This window comes from Kosakonia sp. S57 (assembly GCF_016516575.1).
In the GTDB taxonomy this organism is placed as follows: Bacteria; Pseudomonadota; Gammaproteobacteria; order Enterobacterales; family Enterobacteriaceae; genus Kosakonia; species Kosakonia cowanii.
This window is the reverse complement of record NZ_JACVUL010000015.1, coordinates 42,809-69,252: the sequence shown is the minus strand read 5'-3', so window position 1 is coordinate 69,252 and position 26,444 is coordinate 42,809. Positions and strand designations below refer to the sequence as shown.

The 26,444-nt window shown below is 52.2% G+C and carries 26 protein-coding genes; 9 read left to right on the top strand and 17 right to left on the bottom strand.

Annotated elements, in window-relative coordinates:
- Positions 1–11 precede the first annotated feature (11 nt).
- Positions 12–485: a tRNA (uridine(34)/cytosine(34)/5-carboxymethylaminomethyluridine(34)-2'-O)-methyltransferase TrmL gene (gene trmL / locus IAE48_RS15455; RefSeq protein ID WP_042718666.1), complete on the top strand. Its 474-nt coding sequence runs from the start codon at positions 12–14 to the stop codon at positions 483–485.
- A gap of 216 nt (positions 486–701) precedes the next feature.
- On the opposite strand, the gene cysE is transcribed toward trmL, so the two are convergent.
- From cysE to IAE48_RS15430, 5 genes are all read right to left on the bottom strand, one after another.
- Positions 702–1,523, bottom strand: a complete 822-nt coding sequence (gene cysE, locus IAE48_RS15450) for a serine O-acetyltransferase (protein ID WP_042718667.1) — start codon at positions 1,521–1,523, stop codon at positions 702–704.
- An 83-nt stretch (positions 1,524–1,606) separates the two neighbouring features.
- A complete protein-coding gene (gpsA, locus tag IAE48_RS15445) occupies positions 1,607–2,617 on the bottom strand; it encodes an NAD(P)H-dependent glycerol-3-phosphate dehydrogenase (protein ID WP_042718668.1) in 1,011 nt (336 codons plus the stop codon).
- Positions 2,617–3,084, bottom strand: a complete 468-nt coding sequence (gene secB, locus IAE48_RS15440) for a protein-export chaperone SecB (protein WP_042718670.1) — start codon at positions 3,082–3,084, stop codon at positions 2,617–2,619. The genes gpsA and secB overlap by 1 nt, the downstream gene beginning before the upstream one ends.
- Positions 3,085–3,123: 39 nt before the next feature.
- Positions 3,124–3,375, bottom strand: a complete 252-nt coding sequence (gene grxC / locus IAE48_RS15435; RefSeq protein ID WP_042718672.1) for a glutaredoxin 3 — start codon at positions 3,373–3,375, stop codon at positions 3,124–3,126.
- Between the two features lie 46 nt (positions 3,376–3,421).
- Positions 3,422–3,853, bottom strand: a complete 432-nt coding sequence (locus IAE48_RS15430) for a rhodanese-like domain-containing protein (RefSeq protein ID WP_042718673.1) — start codon at positions 3,851–3,853, stop codon at positions 3,422–3,424.
- Between the two features lie 244 nt (positions 3,854–4,097).
- On the opposite strand from IAE48_RS15430, the gene gpmM reads away from it, so the two are divergent.
- From gpmM to IAE48_RS15415, 3 genes are read left to right on the top strand one after another with little or no spacing between them, the layout of a single operon-like run.
- Positions 4,098–5,642 carry a 2,3-bisphosphoglycerate-independent phosphoglycerate mutase gene (gpmM, locus tag IAE48_RS15425; RefSeq protein ID WP_200134893.1) on the top strand — a complete coding sequence of 515 codons (1,545 nt, stop codon included), beginning with the start codon at positions 4,098–4,100 and terminating at the stop codon, positions 5,640–5,642.
- 9 nt (positions 5,643–5,651) lie between these two features.
- A complete protein-coding gene (gene envC, locus IAE48_RS15420) occupies positions 5,652–6,917 on the top strand; it encodes a murein hydrolase activator EnvC (RefSeq protein ID WP_054802705.1) in 1,266 nt (421 codons plus the stop codon).
- A gap of 2 nt (positions 6,918–6,919) precedes the next feature.
- Positions 6,920–7,849: a divergent polysaccharide deacetylase family protein gene (locus IAE48_RS15415; RefSeq protein ID WP_200134892.1), complete on the top strand. Its 930-nt coding sequence runs from the start codon at positions 6,920–6,922 to the stop codon at positions 7,847–7,849.
- Positions 7,850–7,857: 8 nt separating this feature from the next.
- Here the strand turns inward: IAE48_RS15415 and IAE48_RS15410 are convergent, their stop codons facing one another.
- The 3 genes from IAE48_RS15410 to kbl all read right to left on the bottom strand — a co-directional run bounded on the left by IAE48_RS15410 (position 7,858) and on the right by kbl (position 11,409).
- Positions 7,858–8,892 carry a glycosyltransferase gene (locus IAE48_RS15410; RefSeq protein WP_200134891.1) on the bottom strand — a complete coding sequence of 345 codons (1,035 nt, stop codon included), beginning with the start codon at positions 8,890–8,892 and terminating at the stop codon, positions 7,858–7,860.
- Positions 8,893–9,180: 288 nt separating this feature from the next.
- A complete protein-coding gene (gene tdh / locus IAE48_RS15405; protein WP_042718684.1) occupies positions 9,181–10,206 on the bottom strand; it encodes an L-threonine 3-dehydrogenase in 1,026 nt (341 codons plus the stop codon).
- A 9-nt stretch (positions 10,207–10,215) separates the two neighbouring features.
- The gene (gene kbl, locus IAE48_RS15400; protein ID WP_200134890.1) at positions 10,216–11,409 is read right to left on the bottom strand and encodes a glycine C-acetyltransferase; all 1,194 of its coding nucleotides are present in this window, start codon (positions 11,407–11,409) and stop codon (positions 10,216–10,218) included.
- A gap of 214 nt (positions 11,410–11,623) precedes the next feature.
- Between kbl and rfaD the strand changes: the two genes are divergently transcribed.
- The 4 genes from rfaD to IAE48_RS15380 are packed head-to-tail and all read left to right on the top strand — an operon-like array spanning position 11,624 to position 15,835.
- A complete protein-coding gene (gene rfaD, locus IAE48_RS15395; protein ID WP_200134889.1) occupies positions 11,624–12,556 on the top strand; it encodes an ADP-glyceromanno-heptose 6-epimerase in 933 nt (310 codons plus the stop codon).
- A gap of 2 nt (positions 12,557–12,558) precedes the next feature.
- Positions 12,559–13,605, top strand: a complete 1,047-nt coding sequence (gene rfaF / locus IAE48_RS15390; RefSeq protein ID WP_200134888.1) for an ADP-heptose--LPS heptosyltransferase RfaF — start codon at positions 12,559–12,561, stop codon at positions 13,603–13,605.
- Between the two features lie 3 nt (positions 13,606–13,608).
- Positions 13,609–14,568 carry a lipopolysaccharide heptosyltransferase RfaC gene (gene rfaC, locus IAE48_RS15385; RefSeq protein WP_200134887.1) on the top strand — a complete coding sequence of 320 codons (960 nt, stop codon included), beginning with the start codon at positions 13,609–13,611 and terminating at the stop codon, positions 14,566–14,568.
- 10 nt (positions 14,569–14,578) lie between these two features.
- The gene (locus tag IAE48_RS15380) at positions 14,579–15,835 is read left to right on the top strand and encodes an O-antigen ligase (protein ID WP_200134886.1); all 1,257 of its coding nucleotides are present in this window, start codon (positions 14,579–14,581) and stop codon (positions 15,833–15,835) included.
- 34 nt (positions 15,836–15,869) lie between these two features.
- Here IAE48_RS15380 and IAE48_RS15375 read toward each other — a convergent pair whose 3' ends face one another.
- From IAE48_RS15375 to rfaQ, 9 genes are all read right to left on the bottom strand, one after another.
- Positions 15,870–16,952: a glycosyltransferase family 9 protein gene (locus IAE48_RS15375; RefSeq protein ID WP_200134885.1), complete on the bottom strand. Its 1,083-nt coding sequence runs from the start codon at positions 16,950–16,952 to the stop codon at positions 15,870–15,872.
- 25 nt (positions 16,953–16,977) lie between these two features.
- A complete protein-coding gene (gene waaZ, locus IAE48_RS15370) occupies positions 16,978–17,835 on the bottom strand; it encodes a 3-deoxy-D-manno-oct-2-ulosonate III transferase WaaZ (RefSeq protein WP_200134884.1) in 858 nt (285 codons plus the stop codon).
- Between the two features lie 85 nt (positions 17,836–17,920).
- Positions 17,921–18,619: a lipopolysaccharide core heptose(II) kinase RfaY gene (gene rfaY, locus IAE48_RS15365; RefSeq protein WP_200134883.1), complete on the bottom strand. Its 699-nt coding sequence runs from the start codon at positions 18,617–18,619 to the stop codon at positions 17,921–17,923.
- Positions 18,620–18,639: 20 nt separating this feature from the next.
- Positions 18,640–19,662 carry a glycosyltransferase gene (locus tag IAE48_RS15360; protein ID WP_200134882.1) on the bottom strand — a complete coding sequence of 341 codons (1,023 nt, stop codon included), beginning with the start codon at positions 19,660–19,662 and terminating at the stop codon, positions 18,640–18,642.
- Positions 19,663–19,681: 19 nt separating this feature from the next.
- Positions 19,682–20,698 (bottom strand): lipopolysaccharide 3-alpha-galactosyltransferase, encoded by a 1,017-nt coding sequence (waaO, locus tag IAE48_RS15355; RefSeq protein WP_200134881.1) that lies wholly within the window; start codon positions 20,696–20,698, stop codon positions 19,682–19,684.
- Positions 20,695–21,789, bottom strand: coding sequence for a lipopolysaccharide 1,6-galactosyltransferase (gene waaB, locus IAE48_RS15350; RefSeq protein ID WP_200134880.1), 1,095 nt, complete (start codon positions 21,787–21,789; stop codon positions 20,695–20,697). Before waaB ends, waaO begins: the two co-directional genes overlap by 4 nt.
- A gap of 19 nt (positions 21,790–21,808) precedes the next feature.
- Positions 21,809–22,606, bottom strand: coding sequence for a lipopolysaccharide core heptose(I) kinase RfaP (gene rfaP / locus IAE48_RS15345; RefSeq protein WP_200134879.1), 798 nt, complete (start codon positions 22,604–22,606; stop codon positions 21,809–21,811).
- Positions 22,599–23,723, bottom strand: coding sequence for a glycosyltransferase family 4 protein (locus IAE48_RS15340; protein WP_200134878.1), 1,125 nt, complete (start codon positions 23,721–23,723; stop codon positions 22,599–22,601). The genes rfaP and IAE48_RS15340 overlap by 8 nt, the downstream gene beginning before the upstream one ends.
- Positions 23,723–24,775: a lipopolysaccharide core heptosyltransferase RfaQ gene (gene rfaQ, locus IAE48_RS15335; protein WP_094418921.1), complete on the bottom strand. Its 1,053-nt coding sequence runs from the start codon at positions 24,773–24,775 to the stop codon at positions 23,723–23,725. Before rfaQ ends, IAE48_RS15340 begins: the two co-directional genes overlap by 1 nt.
- A gap of 386 nt (positions 24,776–25,161) precedes the next feature.
- On the opposite strand from rfaQ, the gene waaA reads away from it, so the two are divergent.
- A complete protein-coding gene (waaA, locus tag IAE48_RS15330; protein WP_200134877.1) occupies positions 25,162–26,439 on the top strand; it encodes a lipid IV(A) 3-deoxy-D-manno-octulosonic acid transferase in 1,278 nt (425 codons plus the stop codon).
- Positions 26,440–26,444 lie beyond the last annotated feature (5 nt).

Genomic DNA, 26,444 nt, shown 5'->3' with positions numbered 1-26,444 from the left:
AAGGGGGCTGCATGCTGAACATTGTCTTATTTGAACCTGAGATCCCGCCCAATACCGGGAACATTATCCGCCTGTGCGCTAACACCGGCTTTCGTCTGCATATCATCGAGCCGATGGGCTTTACCTGGGACGATAAGCGCCTGCGCCGTGCAGGGCTGGATTACCATGAATTCACCGCCGTGCAGCGCCACGCTGATTACGACGCCTTTATGGCCGCCGCTCAGCCTCAGCGCCTGTTTGCGCTGACCACCAAAGGGACGCCCGCGCACAGCGCCGTGTCGTTTGCCGATGGGGATTATTTAATGTTCGGCCCGGAAACCCGCGGCCTGCCCGCTACCATTCTTGATGCGCTGCCGCCGGAGCAGAAGATCCGTATTCCGATGATGCCGGACAGCCGCAGCATGAACCTTTCCAATGCGGTATCGGTAGTGGTGTATGAAGCCTGGCGCCAGCTCGGATATCCCGGCGCGGTGTTGCGCAGCTGATGTGAGGTTTGGGATTGAATTGCCGGATGGCGGCTACGCCTTATCCGGCCTACGGGTAGCGGGTAGCGGGTAGCGCGCATCAACCTACCGCACTTCTGGCGTTATTGGCGAAGGCAGGCTGGAGACGGACAGCGCGGAAAAACCGGAGCGTACACGTAGTACGTGAGGATTTTGAGCACTGCCCGGGTTCAGGCTGGCGAGTAAAATAGCCAGAAATTAGATACCGTCGCCGTACTCAAACCCGTGATTGGCTCCATTAAAATGCTGATCCATATCCATCGCCGGCTTGTCGCTCTCTGGCTTGCCGACAATGCGCGCCGGAACGCCTGCGGCGGTGGTGTGCGGCGGTACGGGCTGCAACACCACGGAGCCGGCACCGATTTTCGCGCCGCGCCCCACTTCGATATTGCCGAGGATCTTCGCCCCTGCGCCAATCATCACCCCTTCACGGATCTTCGGATGGCGATCGCCGCTGGTTTTGCCGGTCCCGCCGAGGGTAACCGACTGCAGAATCGACACGTCATCTTCGATAACCGCCGTTTCACCCACCACAATGCCGGTGGCGTGGTCGAGCATGATGCCGCGACCGATGGTCGCTGCCGGGTGAATATCAACCTGGAAGCTCACTGAGACCTGGTTTTGCAGGAAAATCGCCAGCGCCTGGCGGCCCTGCGTCCACAGCCAGTGACCAATACGGTGCGCCTGCAGGGCGTGGAACCCTTTCAGGTAGAGCAGCGGCGTTGAGTATTTATCCACCGCCGGGTCGCGGGTGCGCACGGCCTGAATATCACAGGCGGCAGAAGCGATCATCTCCGGGTCTGCGGCGTAGGCCTCTTCCACCACTTCGCGGATGGCGATGGCGGGCATAATCGGCGACGCCAGCTTGTTCGCCAGCATATAGCTCAGGGCACTGCCGAGGTTTTCATGCTTGAGTAGGGTTGCGTGATAAAAACTGGCCAGCATCGGTTCACAGTCCGCCAGCGCGCGGGCTTCGGCTTTGATATTTTTCCAGACCAGATCCAGTTCTTCACACGGCATTGCTTACTCCAGACGAAATAAAAGCAAGGCCGGACTCAGCCAGCCTTGACGTGATAGTGATGAGAATCCCTGCGATTAGCCGCTTATTGCTCATCCTTGCGGGCGCGGCCCAACAGCGTTAATGCTGCCTCGCGCGCATTTTTTCCGCAATACAATACCTGATAAATTTCCTCGGTTATTGGCATTTCGACGCCGAACCGGTGCGCCAGCGCGCGCACTTCTTTGGTATTGCGATAGCCCTCAACCACCTGGCCTATCTTCTCCTGCGCGCCTTCGACATCCATGCCCTGACCGAGCATCATGCCAAAACGGCGGTTACGCGACTGATTGTCGGTACAGGTCAGCACCAGATCGCCCAGCCCCGCCATGCCCATAAAGGTAGCAGGATCGGCACCCAGCGCCGCGCCAAGCCGCGACATCTCCGTCAGACCGCGTGTGATGAGCGCCGTGCGCGCATTCGCGCCAAAGCCGATGCCATCAGACATGCCTGCGCCAATCGCAATCACGTTCTTCACCGCGCCGCCAAGCTGCACGCCAATGAAGTCCGGGTTGCTGTAGACGCGAAGGCTCTTGCCGCAGTGCAGCAGTTGCTGAAGATCGTCGGCAAACTGCGGGTCGGTGGAGGCTAAAGAGATTGCCGTCGGCATTCCCGCCGCCAGCTCTTTAGCGAAGGTCGGGCCGGAGATCACCGCCAGCGGAATAGAGGAGCCTAAGACTTCACGCGCCACGTCCTGTAACAGACGCCCGGTTTCCGCCTCCAGCCCTTTTGTCGCCCAGACAATGCGCGCATCGCTGCGCATCAGCGGTTTGATCTGTGCCAGCACCTCGCCAAAGACGTGGCTTGGCACAACCACCAGAATGTCACGGCTGGCGGCCAGCGCGCGGGCAAGGTCGCTCTCAAGCTCAAGGGTGTCGGGGAAAGGTACATCGGGCAGGAACGCCACGTTGCAACGGTCGCGTTGCAGCGTCGCGATATGTTTCGGGTCATGGCCCCACAGCACAACCTGGTGGCCATTTCTTGCCAGCGTGATGGCAAGAGCGGTGCCGTAAGAGCCGGCACCGATCACAGTCATTGCAGCATTAAGTGCGTTCATCAGGCATCCTGATGTTGTTCGGCACCTTCGCCAGTCTGCTGTTGCAGGTAGTTCATGAACAGCGCATCAAAGTTGACTGGTGCAAGGTTCAGCTGTGGGAATGTACCGCGGGAAACCAGGCTGGTGATGCATTCACGGGCATACGGGAACAGGATGTTCGGGCAGTATGCGCCCAGGCAGTGCGCCATCTGGGTGCCTTCGATACCGTCGATAGAGAAGATGCCGCCCTGCTGTACTTCGCACAGGAAGCCGGTCTCTTCGCCCAGTGAGGCGGTTACGGTTACGCGCAGAACCACTTCATACACGCCGTCCGCCAGCTGCGTTGACGCGGTGTCGAGGTCCAGTTTGACTTCCGGCTGCCACTCTTTCTGAAAGATGTGCGGCGCATTCGGCGCTTCGAAAGAGATATCTTTCGTGTAGATACGCTGAATCTGGAAAGTCATTTCGGTGTTGTTTAGCTCAGACATGAATAAGTAACCCTTAAGTGTTGTAGTGCTTAGAAAGCATTAACCTAACAGCGGATCCAATCCGCCACGCGCATCCAGCGCAAATAAATCGTCGCAGCCGCCGATATGCTGTGCATCAATAAAGATCTGCGGAACCGTGGTACGGCCACTACGTTGAATCATCTCTTCACGTTTTACCATGTCGCCGTCAATCGGCAGCTCGGCAAAATCAACGCCTTTGCTGTTCAGCAGCGCTTTTGCGCGGTGGCAAAACGGGCAGGTTGCTTTAGTGTAGATCTCAATATTGGCCATATCTCTTCTCCTGGTTTTACCCGTGAGCCGAAGCTCACCGGATAAATTATTTACCGCGTACTAACGGCAGATTTTCGCCGACCCAGCCGGATACACCGTCTTTAAGCACAAAGACTTTCTCGAAACCGGCTTTTACCAGCTCGTTTGCCGGGGTCTGCGCCTGCAGGCCGGTACCGTCTACAACAATAATCGGCGTGCTTTTACGTTTTTCAAGCTCACCTACATTATTGGCTTTGATCTCGCCTGGCAGCAAATTCACCGCGCCAGCGATATGACCTTTACGGAAATCATCGCGCTGACGTAAGTCCACAACCACCGCATCTTCTTTGTTGATGAGGCGCGTGGCTTCGCCACGGGAAATCACTTTCACTTTCGACGCGACGCCTTTGAAGGTCGTGTATAACACCGCGGCGAACAACGCAAGCCAGCCGATACAGAGTATCGGGTTGCGTCCAATAAATTGCATAATTTCTTGCATCTGGGGTAACAGCTCCCGACTAAGTGATTAAAAACCAGCAAGGAGTATACCTGCGCAGTTAGGCAAATACAGCCAGCGAGCGCGATGGATTGCATTTTCTGCGGCGTGTTACGAAAAAAATAAACAAAGCGATGTAAAACACCCCCTCAGGTGACCCCTTTCTTTGATCTTCTGCGGCTATTTGATCGATTCAGCTGTAGTAAAATTACGCAAATTTTTATCTTCAGAGCATGAGGTTGTCGCAATGTCGGTTTCAAAAAAACCTATGGTACTGGTGATTCTCGATGGCTACGGCTATCGCGAAGATCAGCAAGATAACGCCATTTTCAACGCTAAAACCCCGGTGATGGATAGCCTATGGGCTAATCGTCCGCACACCCTGATCGACGCCTCCGGGCTGGAAGTGGGTCTGCCGGATCGCCAGATGGGCAACTCCGAGGTCGGGCACGTCAACCTCGGTGCCGGGCGAATCGTCTACCAGGACTTAACCCGCCTGGACGTTGAAATTAAAGAGCGCACCTTCTTTACTAACCCGGTGCTGCGCGGCGCGGTGGATAAGGCAGTCAGCGCCGGCAAAGCGGTGCACATTATGGGCCTGCTCTCCGCAGGCGGCGTGCACAGCCATGAAGATCACATTATGGCGATGGTCGAACTGGCCGCTGAACGTGGCGCAGAAAAAATCTACCTGCACGCCTTCCTCGATGGCCGCGATACGCCGCCGCGCAGCGCGGAATCCTCGCTGAAAAAATTTGAAGAGAAATTCGCCGCCCTTGGTAAAGGCCGCGTGGCGTCCATTATTGGTCGTTACTTCGCCATGGATCGCGACAACCGCTGGGATCGCGTCGAACAGGCTTACGACCTGATGACACAGGCCAAAGGCGCGTTCACCTTCGACAGCGCCGTTGCCGGGCTGCAAGCCGCTTACGCCCGCGACGAAAACGACGAGTTTGTGAAGGCGACGGTTATTCGCGCCGCTGGCCAGCCCGATGCGGCGATGGAAGATGGCGACGCGCTGATTTTCATGAACTTCCGCGCCGACCGCGCCCGTGAAATCACTCGTGCCTTTGTTAACACCGATTTTGACGGCTTCCCGCGTAAGAAAGTCGTGAAGCTCGATTTCGTGATGCTGACCGAATACGCCGCCGACATCAAAACCGCCGTGGCCTACCCGCCGACCTCGCTTGCTAACACCCTCGGCGAGTGGATGGCGAAGAAAAACCGCACCCAGCTGCGCATCTCCGAAACGGAGAAGTATGCCCATGTCACCTTCTTCTTTAACGGTGGCGTTGAAGAGCCGTTCCCGGGCGAAGACCGCATCCTGATCAACTCACCCAAAGTTGCTACTTACGATCTGCAACCGGAGATGAGCTCCGCCGAACTGACGGAAAAACTGGTCGCCGCCATTACCAGCGGCAAATATGACACCATCATCTGTAACTACCCGAATGGCGATATGGTTGGCCATACCGGTGTGTTTGATGCGGCGGTCGCCGCCGTGGAAGCGCTGGATAACTGCATTGCGCAGGTCACCCGCGCCGTTGAATCGGTGGGCGGGCAGTTGCTGATCACCGCCGACCACGGCAACGCCGAGCAGATGCGCGATCCCTCAACCGGCCAGGCGCATACGGCACACACCAATCTGCCGGTTCCGCTGATTTATGTGGGTGAGAAAACGGTGAAAGCGCTCTCCGGTGGCAAACTTTCCGACATCGCGCCGACCATGCTGTCGCTGATGGGTGAGGAAATCCCGCAAGAGATGACTGGTAAGCCGCTGTTCATCGTGGAATAATCGCTCCCCATGAGGGGAAAGGCGATTTTTTCAATTACATGGGTCGGGCTCCGACCTCTGCTCTGCGCCAGCGCACTCAGCGCTGGCGCTTTGCTGTGCGCCGTTCCCGCCCACGCGGATGACCGCGATCAGCTCAAATCCATCCAGGCCGATATCGCCGCCAAAGAGCGCGCGGTTCGCCAACAGCAGCAGCAGCGCGCAGGCCTGCTCGCACAGCTGAAAGCGCAGGAGGAGGCCATCTCCGCTGCCGCCCGCCAGCTGCACGAAACCGAAAACACGCTGGCAGAACTCAATAAACAGATTGATGAGATGAACGCCTCCATCGCCAAACTGGAGCGTCAGCGCGCGTCGCAGGAGCGCAATCTTGCCGCGCAGCTGGATGCCGCGTTTCGCCAGGGCGAGCACAGCGGTATCCAGCTTCTGCTGAGTGGTGAAGAGAGCCAGCGCGGTCAGCGTTTGCAGGCTTATTTCGGTTATCTCAACCAGGCGCGCCAGGAGACCATCGCGCAGCTCAAGCAGACACGTGAAGAGGTCACCTCGCAGAAAGCCGAGCTGGAAGAGAAGCAGAGCCAGCAGCAGACCCTGCTCTATGAGCAGAAAGCGCAGCAGGCGAAGCTGGAGCAGGCACGAAACGAGCGTAAAAAGACCCTTGCCGGGCTTGAATCCTCAATTCAGGAAGGCCAGCAACAGCTTAGCGAGATGCGCGCTAACGAATCACGTCTGCGCGATCGCCTTGCCCGCGCGGAGGCGGCAGCAAAAGCCCGCGCCGAGCGCGAAGCCCGTGAAGCGCAGGCGGTGCGTGAGCGGCAGAGCGAGGCCAGCCGCAAAGGCACCACCTATAAGCCAACCGAGAGCGAACGCTCACTGATGTCCCGCACCGGCGGCTTAGGCTCGCCAGCAGGCCGCGCGATATGGCCCGTTCGCGGCCCGTTGCTCCACCGTTATGGCGAACAGTTGCAGGGTGAGCTACGGTGGAAAGGGATTGTTATCGGTGCGTCTGAAGGCAGCGAAGTTAAAGCCATCGCCGACGGACGCGTGATCCTCGCCGACTGGCTGCAGGGCTATGGCCTGGTGGTCGTCGTTGAGCACGGCAAAGGTGATATGAGCCTTTATGGTTATAACCAAAGCGCCCTCGTTAGCGTTGGCGCGCAGGTGCGCGCAGGCCAGCCGATAGCTCTCGTTGGGAGCAGTGGTGGTCAGGGCCGGCCTTCACTCTATTTTGAAATTCGCCGTCAGGGCCAGGCGGTCAATCCACAGCCGTGGTTGGGAAGATAGGTTTGCTTCAACTTCGCCGCATCGTGATTACTCTTGCCAGCGTGCTGGCGCTCTCCTCGCCGGTGTTTGCCGGCAAACTGGCCATCGTTATCGACGATTTTGGCTACCGTCCCCAGACAGAAAACCAGGTGCTGGCCATGCCGCAGGCGGTCTCCGTCGCGGTGCTGCCCAATGCCACCCACGCCCGCGACATGGCGACCAAAGCGCATAATAGTGGCCACGAAGTGCTGATCCATCTGCCGATGGCACCGCTCAGCAAACAGCCGCTGGAAAAAGATACCCTGCGCCCGGAGATGGGCAGCGCAGAGATTGAGCGCATTATCAGTGACGCCGTGAATAAGGTGCCCTATGCCGTCGGGTTGAATAACCATATGGGCAGCGCCATGACCTCCAGCCTGTTTGGCATGCAGAAAGTAATGCAGGCGCTGGAGCGCTATAACCTCTACTTCCTCGACAGCATGACCATCGGCAATAGCCAGTCGATGCGCGCAGCTTCCGGCACCGGGGTGAAGGTGATTAAGCGCAAAGTGTTCCTCGATGATACGCAGAATGAGGGTGATATTCGCCGTCAGTTCGACCGTGCCGTCGCGCTGGCGCGCCGTAACGGCTCGGCTATCGCCATTGGACACCCGCATCCGGCGACCGTACGCGTGTTGCAGCAGGCGCTGGCAAACTTACCCTCTGACATAACTTTGGTGCGACCGAGCGATCTGCTTCATGAGCCGCAGGTCGACAACTCAACGCCTGCCAAACCTGACGCACAGCCGCAGTCGCCACGTAATCCGTTCCGCGTGGCGAAGGTGTGTAAAGCGAAGCAGAAGCCAGAGCCGGTGAATGCCAGCCGCTTCTTTAGCGTGGTGGGAGAGAGCATCAGCGAAAGTACGCTGGTACAGTACTTCCAGCACCAGTGGCAGGGCTGGGGCCGGAAGTAAGCAGCGCTCTAGTAGATTTTCACCGCTTTACGGGCAAGACGATGGTGTGACGTCGTCTTGTCCCGCCATTTGTACAGACGAAGTGACCACAGCAGCGCCTGATAAGCGAGCTTAGGGCTGCGCACATTAGTGACCAGACGTTTAAACATTCCTGATGCATATATTTCGGCAATCATGCGCTTGCGAATTATTTCATCCGGCTCTTTTCGCACGGCATGGCATACGCGGAGTGCTTCATAAGTAATTTGTTGGTGGAATTCGGGATATATCGTAATGCGGTCAGCGTAATCGCGATTCAATTTCTCCAGCAGGCGCGTAATTTTCATGTAATGACGCTGATAGGCGAGGTTCTTTAATCCCTGGCGCTTCAGACGGCTGACCGAACAGCCATGGAGAAAATATTTATATAACGATTGTTCGGTATAACGCACGCGTTTGGCGTTATACATAAATTCGGTGCTCCAGATAATATCCTGGTGATGCAGCCCGGGAATAAATTCAATACGATTTTGCTTAATGACATCGTGGCGATAAACACCCATCCAGACCACGTGCGTCCAGCGGCGGCTTGCCAGCGCCACTCTTAACCAGTCAGGCCCGCTGAGTACGCCGGTAGAACGAATACGATCCAGCGGAATGGATTGCCAGGTGCTGCCGTTCTGCCGATCGCACCAGTCCGAGTTACACTGCGCGACATCCAGATCGTCTTCCAGCGCCATTTTCATCAGCGTTTCATACATTTGAGGATAGACAATATCATCGGCATCGACGAAAGCGATGTATTCACCTGTGGCATACGTTAAGCCACGATTACGTGCCACCGAGGCACCGGCGTTACACTGATGAATAAGCTGGATATGCGAATACTTCTTTGCGTAACGCTCTGCTATTTCAGCAGAATTATCAGTCGAACCATCATTAACAATGATGATTTCAAGCGCCGTCCAGGTTTGCGCTAACAGGGATTCCATGCAAGGTACAAAGTCATCGCCCGCATTGTAGAGGGGGATAATAACGCTAAGCTTACCAGGGCTATTCATCATTAATTACCTGATTCATTGTCATTACAGTGACTATTTTTAAATTGTTTTAATTAAGAAAAAATTAAGGTCGGTCAGATTGAGTAGGTAAATTCTCAGACACAGCGGTTGCGATTAAGTTTCATCGACGATGTGATCTAAGAATATTCAGAGTAGCCGGGGGAGTTAAAGGGCGTAATAAGAGTATTGCGGAATTGCGAAGAATTTATGACACTGACAAAAGTTTACATTTAATAAATGTGTTTTGAGATTTATCGCAGAAAAAAGGGCCATTATCTGGCCCTTACTCTTTTAATCCCAGCTCAGCACGACTTTGCCGGATTGACCCGAACGCATCGCGTCAAACCCCTGCTGGAATTCATCGATCCCGAAGCGGTGGGTAATGATGGGTGAGAGGTCGAGACCGGACTGGATCAGCGCGGCCATTTTGTACCAGGTTTCGAACATCTCACGGCCATAAATCCCTTTGATAAACAGCCCTTTGAAGATGACTTTGTTCCAGTCGATCGACATCTCCGAAGGCGGAATACCGAGCATGGCAATGCGTCCGCCGTGGTTCATGGTATCGAGCATGGTACGGAACGCCGCAGGCGCGCCGGACATCTCCAGACCCACGTCGAACCCTTCCGTCATCCCCAGCTCCGCCATCACCTCAGTGAGATTCTCTTTAGCGACGTTTACCGCGCGCGTGACGCCCATTTTGCGTGCCAGCTCAAGACGGTATTCGTTCACATCGGTGATCACCACATGGCGCGCGCCAACGTGTTTGGCGACCGCGGCCGCCATAATGCCGATGGGGCCTGCGCCAGAGACCAGCACATCTTCCCCCACCAGATCGAAGGAGAGCGCCGTATGGACTGCGTTACCGAACGGGTCGAAAATCGATGCCAGCTCGTCAGGGATATTGTCCGGGATTTTGAAGGCGTTGAAGGCCGGGATCACCAGATATTCCGCAAAACAGCCCGGGCGATTGACGCCTACGCCGACGGTATTACGGCATAAATGGGTGCGGCCCGCGCGGCAGTTACGGCAGTGTCCGCAGGTGATATGCCCTTCGCCCGAGACGCGATCGCCGATCTTAAAGCCTTTCACTTCCTGACCGATGCCAACCACTTCACCCACGTATTCATGACCGACCACCATCGGTACCGGAATGGTTTTTTGCGACCACTCATCCCAGTTGTAGATATGCACGTCGGTGCCGCAAATCGCGGTTTTGCGGATCTTAATCAGCAGATCGTTGTGCCCAACTTCCGGTTCCGGCACATCGGTCATCCAGATGCCCTCTTCCGCTTTCAGTTTGGATAACGCTTTCATTTCACGTCCTCAGATCACACCCAGTTGTTTACCAATGCGGGTAAAGGCTGCTACCGCGCGTTCAATTTGTTCTGGCGTATGGGCCGCCGACATCTGTGTACGAATACGCGCCTGGCCTTTCGGCACCACCGGGAAGAAGAAGCCCGTGACGTAAATGCCCTCTTTTTGCAGCTCGCGGGCAAAGTTTTGCGCCACCACGGCATCGCCCAGCATCACCGGAATAATGGCGTGATCGGCACCCGCCAGGGTAAAGCCCGCAGCGCTCATCTGTTCGCGGAACAGTCGGGCGTTGGCCCACAGACGGTCGCGCAACTCGCCGCCGGACTCCAGCATCTCCAGCACTTTGATCGAGGCGCTGACAATCGCTGGCGCCAGCGAGTTGGAGAAGAGATAAGGGCGCGAACGCTGACGCAGCCACTCCACCACCTCTTTACGCGCAGCGGTATAACCGCCCGATGCGCCGCCGAGCGCTTTACCAAGCGTCCCGGTAATGATGTCGACCCGGCCCATCACCTCGCAATATTCGTGCGTTCCGCGGCCGTTGGCACCGACAAAACCGACGGCGTGGGAGTCATCAACCATCACCAGCGCATCATATTTATCTGCCAGGTCGCAGACGCCCTGCAGGTTGGCGATCACGCCATCCATTGAGAAGACGCCGTCGGTGGCGATCAGCACGTGGCGGGCACCCGCTTCGCGCGCTTCTTGCAGACGCACTTCCAGTTCCTGCATGTCGTTGTTCGCGTAGCGGTAACGCTTCGCTTTACACAGACGCACGCCGTCAATGATCGACGCGTGATTGAGGGCATCAGAAATAATGGCATCTTCCGCGCCGAGCAGCGTCTCAAACAGCCCGCCGTTTGCATCGAAGCAGGAGGAGTAAAGGATGGAGTCTTCCATGCCGAGGAAATCGGCCAGCTTCTTCTCCAGCGCTTTGTGGCTATCCTGCGTACCGCAGATAAAGCGCACCGAGGCCATGCCGAAACCATGGCTATCCATACCGGCTTTCGCAGCGGCGATCAGCTCCGGGTGGTTGGCAAGGCCAAGGTAGTTGTTGGCGCAGAAGTTGATGACGTGGCTACCATTCGCCACGGTGATATCAGCCTGCTGCGCTGACGTGATAATGCGTTCCTCTTTGAACAACCCTTCCGCACGTGCGGTTTGCAGATCGTTCGTTAACTGTTGATAAAAATCCCCACGCATCGCAATTCTCCAGACTGGGCAAATTTCGGCACATATTACCCAAAGCTATACGTTGATACGAGATGACGCTTCACTGCTTATCCGTTTTGCAGCATAAATCACGCATAGCCCTCCCCTTTCCCGGGGAATGGCTGAAGGGGCAGCAATGTGATGGTATGATAAAGTTATTCGTGTCTGAGATTGTCTCAACGCTTCATTTTGCAAAGGTACAGTTATGATCATCGTCACTGGCGGCGCGGGTTTTATCGGCAGCAATATCGTTAAAGCCCTGAATGACAAAGGCATCACCGATATCCTGGTGGTGGACAACCTGAAAGACGGCACTAAGTTTGTCAATCTGGTCGACTTGCATATCGCCGACTATATGGATAAAGAGGATTTTCTGATCCAGATTATGTCTGGCGAAGAGTTCGGCGAGATTGAAGCGGTGTTCCATGAAGGTGCGTGCTCCTCTACCACCGAGTGGGATGGCAAGTACATGATGGAGAACAACTATCAGTACTCCAAAGAGCTGCTGCACTACTGCCTGGAGCGCGAAATCCCCTTCCTGTACGCCTCATCAGCAGCCACTTACGGTGGCCGCACCTCGGACTTTATTGAATCGCGCGAATATGAAAAGCCGCTTAACGTTTACGGCTACTCAAAAATGTTGTTCGACGAGTATGTGCGCAGCATTCTGCCGGAAGCGAACTCGCCGATTGTCGGCTTCCGCTATTTCAACGTCTATGGCCCGCGCGAAGGGCACAAAGGCAGCATGGCGAGCGTTGCTTTCCATCTCAATACCCAGCTGAACAATGGCGAGAGCCCGAAACTGTTTGAAGGCAGCGACAACTTCAAGCGCGATTTCGTCTACGTTGGCGATGTGGCGGCGGTCAATCTGTGGTTCTGGGAAAACGGTGTCTCCGGCATCTTTAACCTCGGCACCGGACGCGCGGAGTCCTTCCAGGCCGTGGCGGATGCCACGCTTGCCTTCCATCAAAAAGGCAGCATTGAGTACATCCCGTTCCCGGACAAGCTGAAAGGCCGCTATCAGGCGTTTACGCAGGCCGATCTCACCAACCTGCGCGCGGCGGGCTACGACAAGCCGTTTAAAACCGTGGCTGAAGGCGTGAGCGAATATATGGCCTGGCTGAACCGCGACGCGTAAGTATGAAAATTCTGGTCATTGGACCCTCCTGGGTAGGCGACATGATGATGTCGCAGAGTCTCTACCGCACGCTGAAGGCGCGCTTTCCCCAGGCGATAATCGATGTGATGGCACCCGCGTGGTGCCGTCCGCTTTTATCGCGCATGCCGGAAGTTAACGAGGCGATCCCGATGCCGCTCGGCCACGGCGCGCTGGAGATTGGCGCGCGCCGTAAGCTGGGGCACAGCCTGCGTGAACGGCGTTACGATCGCGCCTACGTGCTGCCGAACTCCTTTAAATCTGCGCTGGTACCCTTCTTTGCCGGCATTCCACACCGTACCGGCTGGCGCGGCGAAATGCGCTATGGCGTGCTTAACGATGCACGAGTGCTGGATAAGCAAGCCTGGCCGCTGATGGTCGAGCGCTATGTTGCGCTGGCCTATGACAAAGGCGTAATGCACTCGGCGAAAGATCTGCCGCAGCCGCTGTTATGGCCGCAGTTGCAGGTCAATGAGAGTGAGAAGCTGCAGGTTTGTGCCACCTTCGACCTCGCGGCTGAACGCCCGATGATCGGTTTTTGCCCCGGCGCCGAGTTTGGCCCGGCAAAACGCTGGCCGCACTATCACTACGCTGAGCTGGCGAAGCAGCTTATTGATGAAGGTTATCAGGTGCTGCTGTTCGGTTCGGCAAAAGATCACGACGCGGGTAATCAGATTCTGACCGCGCTGAGCATTGAGCAACAGGCGTGGTGCCGCAATCTGGCGGGAGAGACGCAGCTGGAGCAAGCCGTGGTGCTGATTGCCACCTGTAAAGCGGTGGTGAGCAATGATTCAGGTTTGATGCACGTTGCCGCCGCGCTCGATCGCCCGCTGGTGGCGCTTTATGGCCCCAGCAGCCCCGATTTCACGCCGCCGCTCTCCCACAAAGCGCGTGTGATCCGCTTAATCACCGGCTACCACAAGGTACGCAAAGGCGATGCCGCAGAGGGGTATCACCAGAGCCTGATCGATATTACGCCGCAGCGCGTGCTGGATGAGTTGAATGGTTTGTTGCTGGCAGCAGAAGGATAAGCGATGCGGGTCTTGATTGTGAAAACCTCGTCAATGGGCGATGTGCTGCACACGCTGCCTGCGCTGACCGATGCCGCGCAGGCCATTCCGGGCATCCGTTTTGATTGGGTAGTGGAAGAGGGATTTGCCCAGATTCCTTCATGGCACCCAGCGGTCGACCGGGTTATCCCGGTGGCGATCCGCCGCTGGCGCAAAGCGTGGTTTTCCGCGCCTGTTACGGCAGAGCGCCAGGCTTTTCGCAACGCGGTGAAGGAGAGGCAGTACGACGCCATAATCGACGCGCAAGGTCTGGTAAAGAGCGCCGCGCTGGTCACCCGGCTGGCGCATGGTGTGAAACATGGGATGGACTGGCACTCCGCACGCGAACCGCTGGCGAGCCTGTTCTATAGACGCCGTCACGCCATTGCGAAACAGCAACATGCCGTTGAGCGGACGCGCGAACTCTTTGCGAAGAGTCTGGGCTATGCCAAACCGCAGGCGCAGGGTGACTACGCCATTGCGCAGCATTTCACCTCCAGCGCTGCGCCAGCTTCCTCCTACGCCGTCTTTTTACATGCCACCACGCGAGATGATAAACACTGGCCGGAGAGTCACTGGCGCACATTGATTGGCCTGCTTAACGGCAGCGGTTTGCAGATAAAGCTCCCCTGGGGAGCCGCTCATGAAGAGGCGCGTGCGAAGCGGTTAGCGGAAGGGTTTGATTACGTTGATGTGCTGCCGAAGATGAGTCTTGAGAAGGTCGCACAGACACTGGCTGGCGCAAAGTTCGTGGTGTCGGTGGATACGGGCCTCAGTCATTTGACGGCGGCGCTGGATCGACCAAATGTCACGTTATATGGCCCAACCGATCCTGGGCTTATTGGCGGGTATGGAAAAAACCAGCATATATGCCGCGCGAGTGATGGCGACTTAGCCCATCTCAGCGCAGATACCGTTTTTAATGAGATAGCCTGTTTAGCATAAAGGAAAGTGAATGCCAGTCTCTATGAATGCGCAAACCTGGAAGGGGCGAAGTGAAAAAGCCGCCTTTATTATGGAATATGGTACGTTTATTTTTAGCGCCGTTACGCTTCTGGTAGCGATGGTAAATAATAATTTGAGTATGAAGTTACTAAATATTTGCGGCATTCTCGCGATATTAACTCTTATTCTCAAAGGAAGATCGTCAAATATAAGCTGGAAAGGTTTCGCGTTGCCAGCGTCTATTCTGTTTATTGGTATTATCGATCTTATCTGGTACAAGCTTTTCAAAGTTAATAACTCGCCCTTCCAGGCGACGTATCATAACTACATCAATACCGTGCGGGTTTTTATTTTCGGCTTCTTCATGGTATTGCTGGCCGCAACGACAAAAATTAAGTACAAAAGCAGCGCGCTGCTTTATCTTCTCTATTCCGTTTCGTTTATTATTCTGGGCTACGCTCTTTTCCAGAAACATTCTCTTGGCATGGATAGAATCGATTTTGGCATTGGTTCATCAACGGGCGCCGCTTACTCCATTATGCTAGTTGGTTTGATCAGCGCGGTATCTATTCTGTATACACCTAAAAGCCATCCGCTTTTATTTGTGCTGAATACAGTAATGGTTTTTGCTGCTCTGGTGATGACGCAGACCCGCTCATCCATTTTGATTTTTCCGGTCATCTGCTGCATAACGATCGTCACTTATTACCTTAAGAATCCGAAAAAACTCTTTCTGGGAATTTGTGGTTTCTTAACATTTATGATTGTTCTTGGCCTTGTTTTCAGCCAGTCAATTGCCACACGATACGATGCAGCCGTTAATGACATAAACTTATATCAGCAGGGTAACGGTGACACCTCTCTCGGTGCGCGGTTTGCGATGTACGAATCCGGCATGACGCTCTTTAAAGAAGCTCCGTTAAAATGGCGCTCAGCAGAAGAGCGTTCACAGGAGGTTGAAAGTTTAATCGCAAAAAATAAAACATTAAGTTCTGCGATGATATATATCAACGTCCACCTGCATAACGAAATTATAGAAAATGCCTCGCTCAAAGGTATTGTCGGCGTAATATCTGTTCTCTGTTTTTATGCCGCGCTGATGTTTTCTGCCTACTACTATCGTGCGCTGGGGCTATTTGCTTTCAGCCTTGCAATAATTGGGACTGGGTTAAGCGATGTGCTTATCTGGGCGAGAAGCGTGCCGATTATCATTATCTGCGGCCTGACGCTGCTTCTACTTTTCAATAAGATCCGCAACTCGCAATAGCATGATGAATTAATGGCCACTACGTGTGGCCATTTTACTGCGTTGCGTTCATCCTGCCCGCCATCAGGCTTTCCAGCCCGTTAACTAACGTGCGCGCATCGATATCAGAGACGAAATGCGTGGGCGAGATAATTTGCTGCGCATACTCATTATTTGGCGCCCAAATCAGCGGCGAGGGATACTCAACGGTACGGGCCTGAGGGTAGAGCGCCAGCATCGGTCGGTTAAAGGCTGAAGCGATATGCACCAGCGCGGTATCGACGGAGACAACGTATTTGCTGAGCTTCGTTAAGGCTACGGTGTAGATAAAATCAGGGTAAGGCAGCGTTTCGATATTGTTTACAGGGATGGACGATAAGTCATCCGGATGTCCAGTATAGATAATTCTCAGACCAGGATGGTGCTGTGCAAACCAACTGTGGATAAGCATCATCTGTTCAGATGAAAGACGGCAAATCTTCTTGGCACCCAGTGGATTGATAACCACAACGTCAGACGATCCTACGAACGCGCTTACCGCCTCTTCGACATCGGCCGGAATAGCGATATCGTAACGATAATCATCGTCGGCATCGCAGCCGAAAAGCTGTCGCACAATGACGTTCGTGCGCGAAGACATATGCTCGTGTAACTGCTCATCATGGGGGTTATAACGCGAATAGTAGCGCTTGTACCATTTATCAAATCCCAGCACGAACGAATCCCGCAAGCCCGAGAGCAGCAGCGCGTGACCAAAGCAGGGAAACGTTTCAAAGGGATCGAGAACAACATCGAACTGCCGCTCTCGTAACTGGCGGCGTAGTTTAAGTGTTTCCGTCAGGCTGTTTGATTTTTTTATGAACAGCTGCTCGATATGCGGGTGCGCTTTAAGAAAAGCGTGCCCTGTGCCACAGGAGAGTATCGATAACGTGATACCTTTTTTGGCCAGTATTCTGTAAAGCGCGCTGAGAACAATCAGGTCGCCAATCTTACTGTTGTCATGAATTAACAGGCAGCTCTTGATGCTATTGCCATCAATATCAGCTCCTCTTCTGTTTTTAAGGAACAAGGAGAGAAAATTGATTTTTACTTTATTGATTAAATGCTTTTTCTTCTTGTGGAAAGTTCCAAGGCGCATTTTTCTTACCAAAAGATGTCAGTCATTAGTTAGCAAAGGTGTTTGCTTTGCGTTCGAAATCAATTTTTTCATGCAACTCTTGACTGTTTTTATAATGATTTGTTTCAAGTTCATCGGGTTGAATGAAAGGAATGATGTCGTAACTAATTGCGGTATCATCTGAAAGATTATAGATATTAATATCAGGAATATTAGCCCGCATAAAAATAAAGAAAGGTAAAATCTTGGGTAAATCTTTACTTAATTCAGATGGCATTGGGTTACTGCTTTCGTCATAAAATCGGCGGCAGGTGTTCGTCAGATCAAGGCCTGAGCAAATAATTGCGCTGTATTGCAACGAATAGGCAATTTGAATCGCAGTGTAAGCCACCGTATGGCATGAACAATATCCCAAAGCGATATCTTTACTGAAGCCAACGAGGCGCCCTTTCTTCGACCATGGGATATTAATGAGCAAATTTTTATGCAGGCGGCTTTTCATCAGGAATTTTACCTTTTTAACCGCACCACCTTTTTCTCGTTTGTAGAAGGCGCGCAGTATCAGGCAATTTTCGCGCAGATAACGCTTATCCTCTTCTGCTGCCGCCTCGTACACATCCGCATTAACAATGGTAAAACGGCTGCTGCGGCTAAACTGATAAAAATCATCACGACGCTGCAGCAAAAAGCGGGCGTCCGTTAAAACATAAATTAACGGTGTAATATCATTCTCGATTAAATAGGCGGCAGATCCGTTGACCGCAATAATATCCCGATTGCGAAGAATCGACAGAGGCGTCTTCTTTGACGTAGGCCCAGAGAGAAAGATAACAATGTCATCTGAAGACTTGTGTCTTTTCAATCGTTCAACACATGCATGTGTAATATATTTAATATTTTTCATAATAAACCTGTTGGGATTAATACATATTACCGTTTCAGACTAACAATATGCTTATCTTTAGTAATGCAGGCTAACCATATAATTTTCAGCGAACTGGCTTACCTTTTATCCGACGAATAAAATTACGTATCTTTTTCTTATAAATAAACTGGTAGTAGCCAAGATCTTTCACGTTATTAACAATACCGTAATGTCGCTCCAGGTCGATGCGATCTTTGGCTTTTCGTATGCGGGAGGGTGATTTACCTGACAAATCGATAATCCTGACCTCACCGTTTTGAATAATAAAATTGCCTTTATGCGGATCGCCTGAAACCATACCATTTTGATGCAGCTCATCTATCGATAGTTTTATTTTTTGTTTTAGCTCATCATCAATAGAAGTAAAGTCTGCTAACTCAATGCCATCAATATATTCAATCAACATGATATAGGAGTGGGCAAAGCGAAAAGTCTTCTTAGCCGCCAGCAGATAAAAATCATTTATTGCACCAGCGCCATTTTTCCTGATGCGTTCTGTCTGATGAAACAAGGCTTCATAGTAATCGCCCTTGAAAATAGACTTCAGAAAACGCTCAGCTTTTTTCTGCTTAGGTGCGAAGACTTTTAAAATATACTTTCCATATTCCGTATTGATTAGTACGACTTTTGTATCATCAATACTGCGAAAAACTTTTATCACATCGAGATTATAATCCATGAAATATTTAAAAATTTTCAGGTATTTTTCACCACCACTTTTGGTGAAAACAACATAATCCCCAACTTGATATTTGTCACTCATAAATTAGACCAGCTATTATTTTATTTTGAATGTAAAGAATATTTTCTCAGAAGATATAAAAAACCTGCTTTGATACCTGCCATATATTTATGCTGCACCAAAAGATGCTTGTATCGCTTCTTAAACTCAATAAATGTCCTTGCGTCACGCGGCGGTTGATCATTCCAGGGTGAAGCAGCTAACGCAGTTTGGTAATAAATAGTAGATGGATACGTCGCCCATTTATGCCAGGGTTTTGTGGCACCGGTATAATGTATTAATACGGTTTCATCTGAAATAATATTCTTGAAGTTTTGGTGAGTACGATCTTTTAACTCACTTTTAATGGTATAGATTGTATTAAATTTCCCGGGCAGAAAATGGACTTTATCTTTTAATAATACATTAAGCACATCCTGATCCGGGTACTTAAATTGTATGCCGCGGTTATTTTTATCAAGCAGGATCGAGAATGCCTGATTAGTGAGATCGTTTTTCACCCACTCTTTAAGATTGGCAAACACCACGCCAGAGTTAAAATAATTGTTGCGGATTTCGGGATCTTTTAATCTTTCGATAGCTTTACTTTGCATCGAATCAACATCCCTGACCACTGCGGCAGCAACGTTTTCAAGATTACACGCAGCCAGTTCATCAAGCTTACCTTTACAAAAGACGTCGGCGTCGAGATAGAGCAATTTATCGAAGCTATCGCTAAAGTACTCGAAGGCAAATAACCTGAAATACATAGCACGCGACCATATTTTAGTGCTCGGAAGATCGCTCAGGCATTCAGCATTAATCAAGTATAAGCTGATCTTGATTGCATACTTCTCAGCCAGAAGGGCAATTCTCTTCAGGAAACAGTCATCATACTCATCGGAAATGATGTGATAACTAATGTTGATGCTGTTATTAATTACAATCGACGTTATTGATACGCCAACCCAATCAAGATAGTTGCGATCAATTCCATAGGCGATGTTTAGAGCGTTGGTTGTTTTCTCTTTGCTATGATCAAAAACTTCGAATTCAGAAATTTTAATACCTGGAAATGAGTCCACTGCATCACCTATGTATTTTTTAGTTTGCGATTTTCTTTTGAAAATAGAACAAATAACTAATCAACCCTTTAACGAACTTCTTCTGATGCAGCATGTGTTTGGCACAATATCGATACTGATTTGCATTAGTTGGTTTCAGTAAGCGATCGTTTTTCCACGGCGACTCTCTTTTAGCCCGCAGAAAACCTTGTGAAACAGGATAATCTGACCAATCATGCCATGGTTTTGTTGGCCCAATATAATGGATAAATACCGTACTTTCATTTACCGGATTTACTACACCCGTCTTTAATTCATAATTAATGCTGTACTGTGTATTGAACTTTTTATCAATAAACTTCGCTTTATCCACCAGCAGCATATTTAATACATCTTGATCGAGATGCGTAATTTTGCCAGCCACAACCGGATCGCGTAACATTTCAATCGCATTGCGCGAGATATCATTCGCCGTCCAGCACGGAATATTAATCAGCAAAAAGCCGGCATTAAAATAACCGTTAACTAACCCAGGCGAGTCCAGGCTTATCGCTCGCTTTTGCCACCAGGTGATATCACCTTCCGCGACCACTGCGGCGATCTCATCCTCGCTAAACTCAAGATCAATCAGCTCCTGAACGCTACCCTGGCAGGCGATATCCGCATCGAGATAGAGGACGCGGTCGGCTTTTTCCGTAAAGTAATCGGCAATAATGAAGCGGAAATAAGTCGCATAGGTCCAGTTTTTGGTGCTGGGAAGCGATTTTAATTTATCGCAGTTGACCAGATAAACCGTAATTCGTGACTGGTACTGCTCAGCGAGTGAAGAGAACTTTTTGTTATCTTCTTCGGTTATATAATCGGTAAAGACATGGAAGGATAAACGCTTATCTTTGTTATTTAAAAGAATTGATGCTATCGAAATCCCACATCCATAGAGAAAGTTTTTATCAATGCCGTAGGCGATATTGAACGTACTGATGTCAGCATCAGACAGATAGTTGTAATCCTTTATCGAAAGAATCACTTCTTTCTCATCAAAATAAGTTTGGCTCATTTAATGCTCGTTGTCAGTGCAGCGAGGACAGAGCGAATCGCCTCTCGCATATTTCGATTATATGTTTCAGTGTAAAACGCGTTGATTGACTGCTTAATCGTATCCGGCTCGAACGCCGTACGACGATCAACGACCTGCTGTAGCAATGTCACAAATTCAGCCATATCGCCCGGCGGATAGAGGTAACCATTCACGCCCTGGCGAATAATATCCTCCGGACCGGCCATACAGTTTGCGCTGATACAGGGAATGCCCCATGACATTGCTTCCAGCAACACCATGCCGAAGCCTTCAAAGGATGAGGTCAGCAGCAATGCAGATACTTTTTTGATCTTGTCCCGGACCACCACCCAGGGCTGGGCCTGCCAGCCATGCCAGGTGATGTTGCTGTCGATATTGAGTTTGCGCGCGTAGGCTTTGCACTTATCAAAATCGGAGCCATCGCCAATCGCATGCAGATGCCAGTCGCCTTTGACCTGCGCGAGGCCATCAAGCAGATCTTTAACCCGCTTCTGCCCCTCAAACTTCATCCGGCCAACGTATAAGAACGTTGTTGTCTCGTCCGCCTTCGGGGCGGGAATCGTTTCAGTCTGCGGTTCAACCGGGTTATAGATGACGTGAATCATCTCTGGCGCAATGTGCCGCGCCTCCATCTGCGTTTTGATGCCGCTGCTTATCGCGAGGTGATAATCAGCCCAGGCTACAGCGTCGCCGTGCTTTTTGTGATCCAGCGAGAAATGCGGCCAGGACAAAACGGTAAAACGATGTTTGCTTTTACGCCGCGCTCTGTTTGCCAGAAAGCAGGAGGGCGTATCAATGCAGATAACGAGGTCGGGCTTATGCTCATCTACCCAGCGCTTGAAATTGCGGATATGTATCGCGCGCCTGAGAAAGCTGAGTTTGATGTTCGAGAAGGAGTAAGCGGCGTTAATCCCCGCCAGCCATCCTTTATCCATTTTGTCGTTACGGCAAAAAAAGAACATTTCGCACTGCGCAAAGGCATCTTGCTGAAAAGAGTGAATGACGGCTTTGATGACCGTTTCCATACCACCAAAACCCGATACCGCTTCACCAACAAATGCAATTTTCATTGAGTGACCACTTCTCATTTTAGAGAGACTTACGTTCTGTTCTTTCGCGGATCTTCTCAGCCCGGGCCTGCGCTTTCGCTAATAAGCCCGCTTCTTGCTGAACAATCTTTCGCGGCGATGCGGCAAAGTAGACGGTAAGAAAACGCCAGATATCCCGCTGGGTAAGACCAATATTGAGTGAAGAGAAGTAGAGCCCAATCAGATCTTTATCGCGCCAGCGCGTTGGCACATGCGCGCGCATCTGTGCACGATGAAGATCGATCACCGAGATTTTCAGGCGCTGTTCATCGCCGTCAAAAGGCAGGTGAAGCAGAAAATGGCAGATATAGCAGTCGCGATGGTTTACGCCAGCCTGATGCATCTTGCGCACCATGGTCGCAACACGATGAATTATCATCCGTTTAACGCGCGGTTGCGGCGGCGTTGTCAGCCAGTCGGCGCAATAATCTTCCAGGCTAATGGTTGGCGTCAGATCTTCAGTGATAATAAAGGACGTTTTATTGATAGGGTTGGCACCCTTTTCGCCAAACCCAACGCCGTGCATGGTATCAACACCCGCATCATGCAGGCGATGAATGGCTTTCCACTCGCGATCGGCACCCAGCACCGGCAAGCGCAGCGAAAGCAGATTTTTCACCACCTCTTTAAACGCGGTGCCCTGATGCCATTTCAGGAAATAGCTTTTACCGGCAAGTTCAAAACGCAGGGTGCGGCGCGTTTCGAGCTGGCGAAACACCTCTCCCTGTAGCTTTTCAACCTCGGCAAACGCATCTTTACCCCGCCAGAGTGTCGCCAGCGGCTCTTTCAATTCAACCATTCACTTCACCCGTAATGATGTCCGCCGCTCTCTCCGGCAGGCTATAAAGATCTTCTGTGTCTGCAAAGTGGCGCGCTCGCGCAGCCCACGCTTCGCGCAAGGCAGGCTCTTGCAGCGCACGCTGTAGCGCCTCGTTCAACGCGGCCTGAGACCATGGTTCTTCAATCACCACGCCGCACTGCGCGCGGACAATGTAGTGCGCATATCCACAAACGCCACTGACAATCACCGGCAGGCCAGCTGTTATCGCTTCGAGCAGCACAATCCCCGCGGCTTCCTGGTAGGCAGGATGCATCAGCAGATCGGCACCCGCCATCAGTTCAGCCACATCGCTGCGCCCGGAAAAGAAGTGCACATTCTCTTTAATGCCAGCCTTCGCCGCCTGGGCGGCAAATCGCCCGGGTTTGTCCTGGCCGACCACAAACAGTGTCGTCTTCTTTCTTAATGCTTCTGGCAGGGCGGCAACAGCGGCAAGCGTTCGATCAACGCCTTTCCTGCTGAAATCGGATCCAACCTGTAACAGCCAGAACTGATCCTCCGCGATACCACTCTTTTCACGGTAGATCTGGCGGGCATTGGCGATCTGCTGGCTGTATTTACGATCCGGATAGATCCCCGGAGGCAGAATGTGAAACCTGTCGCTTTCGGTATGGTAGTGCCGTTGAAAATCGCCAATCTGCTTATCCGTTAGCATCAGCAGCTGCGTCGCTTTCCCTTGTTCAAAGGTCGCTTTCTCAAAGGCGGCATAATGGCGATAGCGAGACGTCAGGCGGTAAAAGAAGCCCTTCTCCTGCGCCACTTTTTCGGCGTAGCAAACATCGGCCGCATAGTAGACATCAAGACCCGGCATTTTATTAAAGCCGACCACGCGATCGGCGGGATGCTGCGCCAGATGCGCCACTACCCAGGCGTGATATTCAGCGTTGCGACCGTGGTTGGTGCGCGAGGTGACCGGGACACGGAGCAGCTCAAACCCGGCTGGCACATCGCCTTCCCAGGACTGGACATAAACCCTGACATGATGCCCGCGCCCGGCAACGGTTTGCGCAATACGCATAAAGTCGCGCTGCAGGCCGCCGAACGGAAAGTATTTGTATAAACAGAAAGCGACAATCATCAGGAAGCGCCTTCTAAAGAGGGCAGCATTTTCTCCGTTGCCGCGATGACATCTTCTGCCGGAATGACGGAGAGATATTTCTTGTTTCTGTCCAACTGGCTGCGCGCTGGCATCGGCTGATAATTACCGGCCCAGAACTGAATAATGTTGTCGCTCCACGGGCGCCAGAAAACGTGGTCGGTCGCGCCAAAGAGACAGATAATCGGTGTCTTCACCGCGGCGGCGATATGGCCTGGCGCGGAATCCACGCCAATAAATAGCGCGGCGTGCGCAATTAAGGCACCGAGTTCAGGAAAACGCGTTTTACCCGCCAGCGAAGTGACGGGCCTGCGCGCGCATCCGTGGGCAATCTCCTCAACGCAGGCGAGATCGTCCGCGCCAGGGCCGGAGGTCAGCACAACGTCATAGCCCCGGGCTTGCAGGGCATCAATCACCTGCGAGAATTTTTCATTGTCCCAGCATTTAAACAGCTGTCGGGCAGTCGGCTGCACAACAACATAGTGCTCGCCAACGCCCGCCTCATTAAGCGCGCTGCGCATACGTTCCCAGTGTTCGGGCGCGTAGCTCATGGTGGTATCACGGCAGAAGTCGGTGATACCCAGCGGAACAAGGGTCGATAAGTTACGTTCTACCGCGTGCTCACCGGCAAACGGTGCAAGATGGGTAAAACTCTTTTTCCAGAAAGCGGACTGGCGATGGGCGTAATCCTGCGAAATTTTCACTTTTGCCGGCAGAGAGCGTACCAGCGGCGCCACGATATGCTGATCCGTCAGGTTGACGATGAGATCGTAATTATTTTTGCGTAATTGACTCACCAGAGAGAAGAAGTTCTGTATCTTCTCCTTTAAAGGCGCCCCTTTATTGCTCATGCCATAAAGAGCATGAATTTCAGGGTTTTCGGATAAGATTGGCATTGTGTCTTTGTAGAGCAGCATATCAATGCGCGCATCAGGATAGTTGCGTTTTAACGTGCTCACGACCGGCGTGGTCAGCAGCATGTCTCCATGAAAACGCATTTTAATAACCAGAATTCGGTGAAATCGCTTTTCCACAATCGGCTCTTCTTGATGTGATATCCGTGAAAAAATTACAGGCACGCTACCGCCCCAGGCTCGACAGCTACCTGAACACTGATATTGCGCACTTATAGATCTTTTATTGTACCACTTCTTTACCACCAATCCGATCTGAAGCACTTTTCAACAAAGCCATTAAAAAGATCATAAAAATCATGTCCATAGATAAAATTTATTGCTTCATGGCCATAATGGGTTCGCGCTGAAACATTCAATAAACTAGATAAAAATGAAAAAAAATTGATAAGACTGATACAAATAACGTGATAAGAGGTGAATTTGACCGATTTCAGCAAAAGTAATAGCAATGGCGGTACTAAATACATAAAATCCCCAGCACATTCCTAAGCCTGCAACGTACTATGCTCCAATTGCTCTACACCACACTTCTGTACATCATTCAGCCGCTGATTTGGGTGCGGTTGTGGGTGCGTGGTGCAAAAGCTCCGGCTTACCGCAAACGCTGGGGCGAGCGCTATGGCTTCTACAATAAGCCGTTAAAAGCAGGCGGCATCATGCTGCACTCCGTCTCGGTCGGCGAAACACTGGCGGCGATTCCGCTGGTGCGGGCCTTACGTCACCGTTATCCCGATTTACCTATTACCGTTACAACCATGACGCCAACTGGCTCCGAGCGCGTGATGTCAGCATTCGGCGGCGACGTTCAGCATGTCTATCTGCCTTACGATCTGCCCGGCGCGCTAAACCGTTTCCTTGATAAGGTCGACCCCAAGCTGGTGTTGATTATGGAAACCGAGCTGTGGCCCAACCTGATTAGCGCGCTGCATAAACGAAACATTCCGCTGGTGATTGCCAACGCCCGCCTCTCGGCGCGCTCCGCCGCTGGCTATGCGAAGCTGGGCAAATTTATTCAGAAGCTGCTGCGCAAAATTACGCTGATTGCCGCGCAAAACAGCGAAGATGGCGACCGTTTTATCGCACTTGGCGCCAAACGCAATCAGCTTACCGTAACCGGTAGCCTGAAGTTTGATATCTCTGTCACACCGCAGCTTGCCTCCCGCGCTGTCGCCCTGCGTCGTCAATGGGCGCCGCATCGTCCGGTGTGGATTGCTACCAGCACCCACGAAGGCGAAGAGAGCATCATGCTGCTCGCGCATCAGGCCTTGCTAAAACAGTTTCCTGATTTACTCTTGATTCTGGTTCCGCGTCATCCTGAACGCTTCCCTGATGCCGTGAATATGGTGCGGGAAGTGGGTTTAAGTTTCATCACGCGCTCTTCCGGCGAGATCCCTTCAGCCAGCACGCAGGTGGTGGTTGGCGATACGATGGGCGAGCTGATGCTGCTTTACGGCATTGCCGATTTGGCCTTTGTCGGCGGGTCGCTGGTAGAGCGAGGCGGTCATAATCCTCTTGAAGCCGCCGCGCATGCGATCCCGGTGTTGATGGGGCCGCATACGTTCAACTTCAAAGATATCTGCGCGCGGTTGACGCAGGCTGATGGGTTGATCACCGTAAACGATGTCGATGCGCTCATCAAAGAGATCACCTCTTTGTTGACCGATGAAGATTACCGGAATTTTTACGGTCGCCACGCAGTGGAAGTGCTCTACCAGAACCAGGGCGCTCTGCAGCTTCTGTTGCAACTGCTGGAACCCTATCTGCCACCTAAAGCGCAATAAGGTTG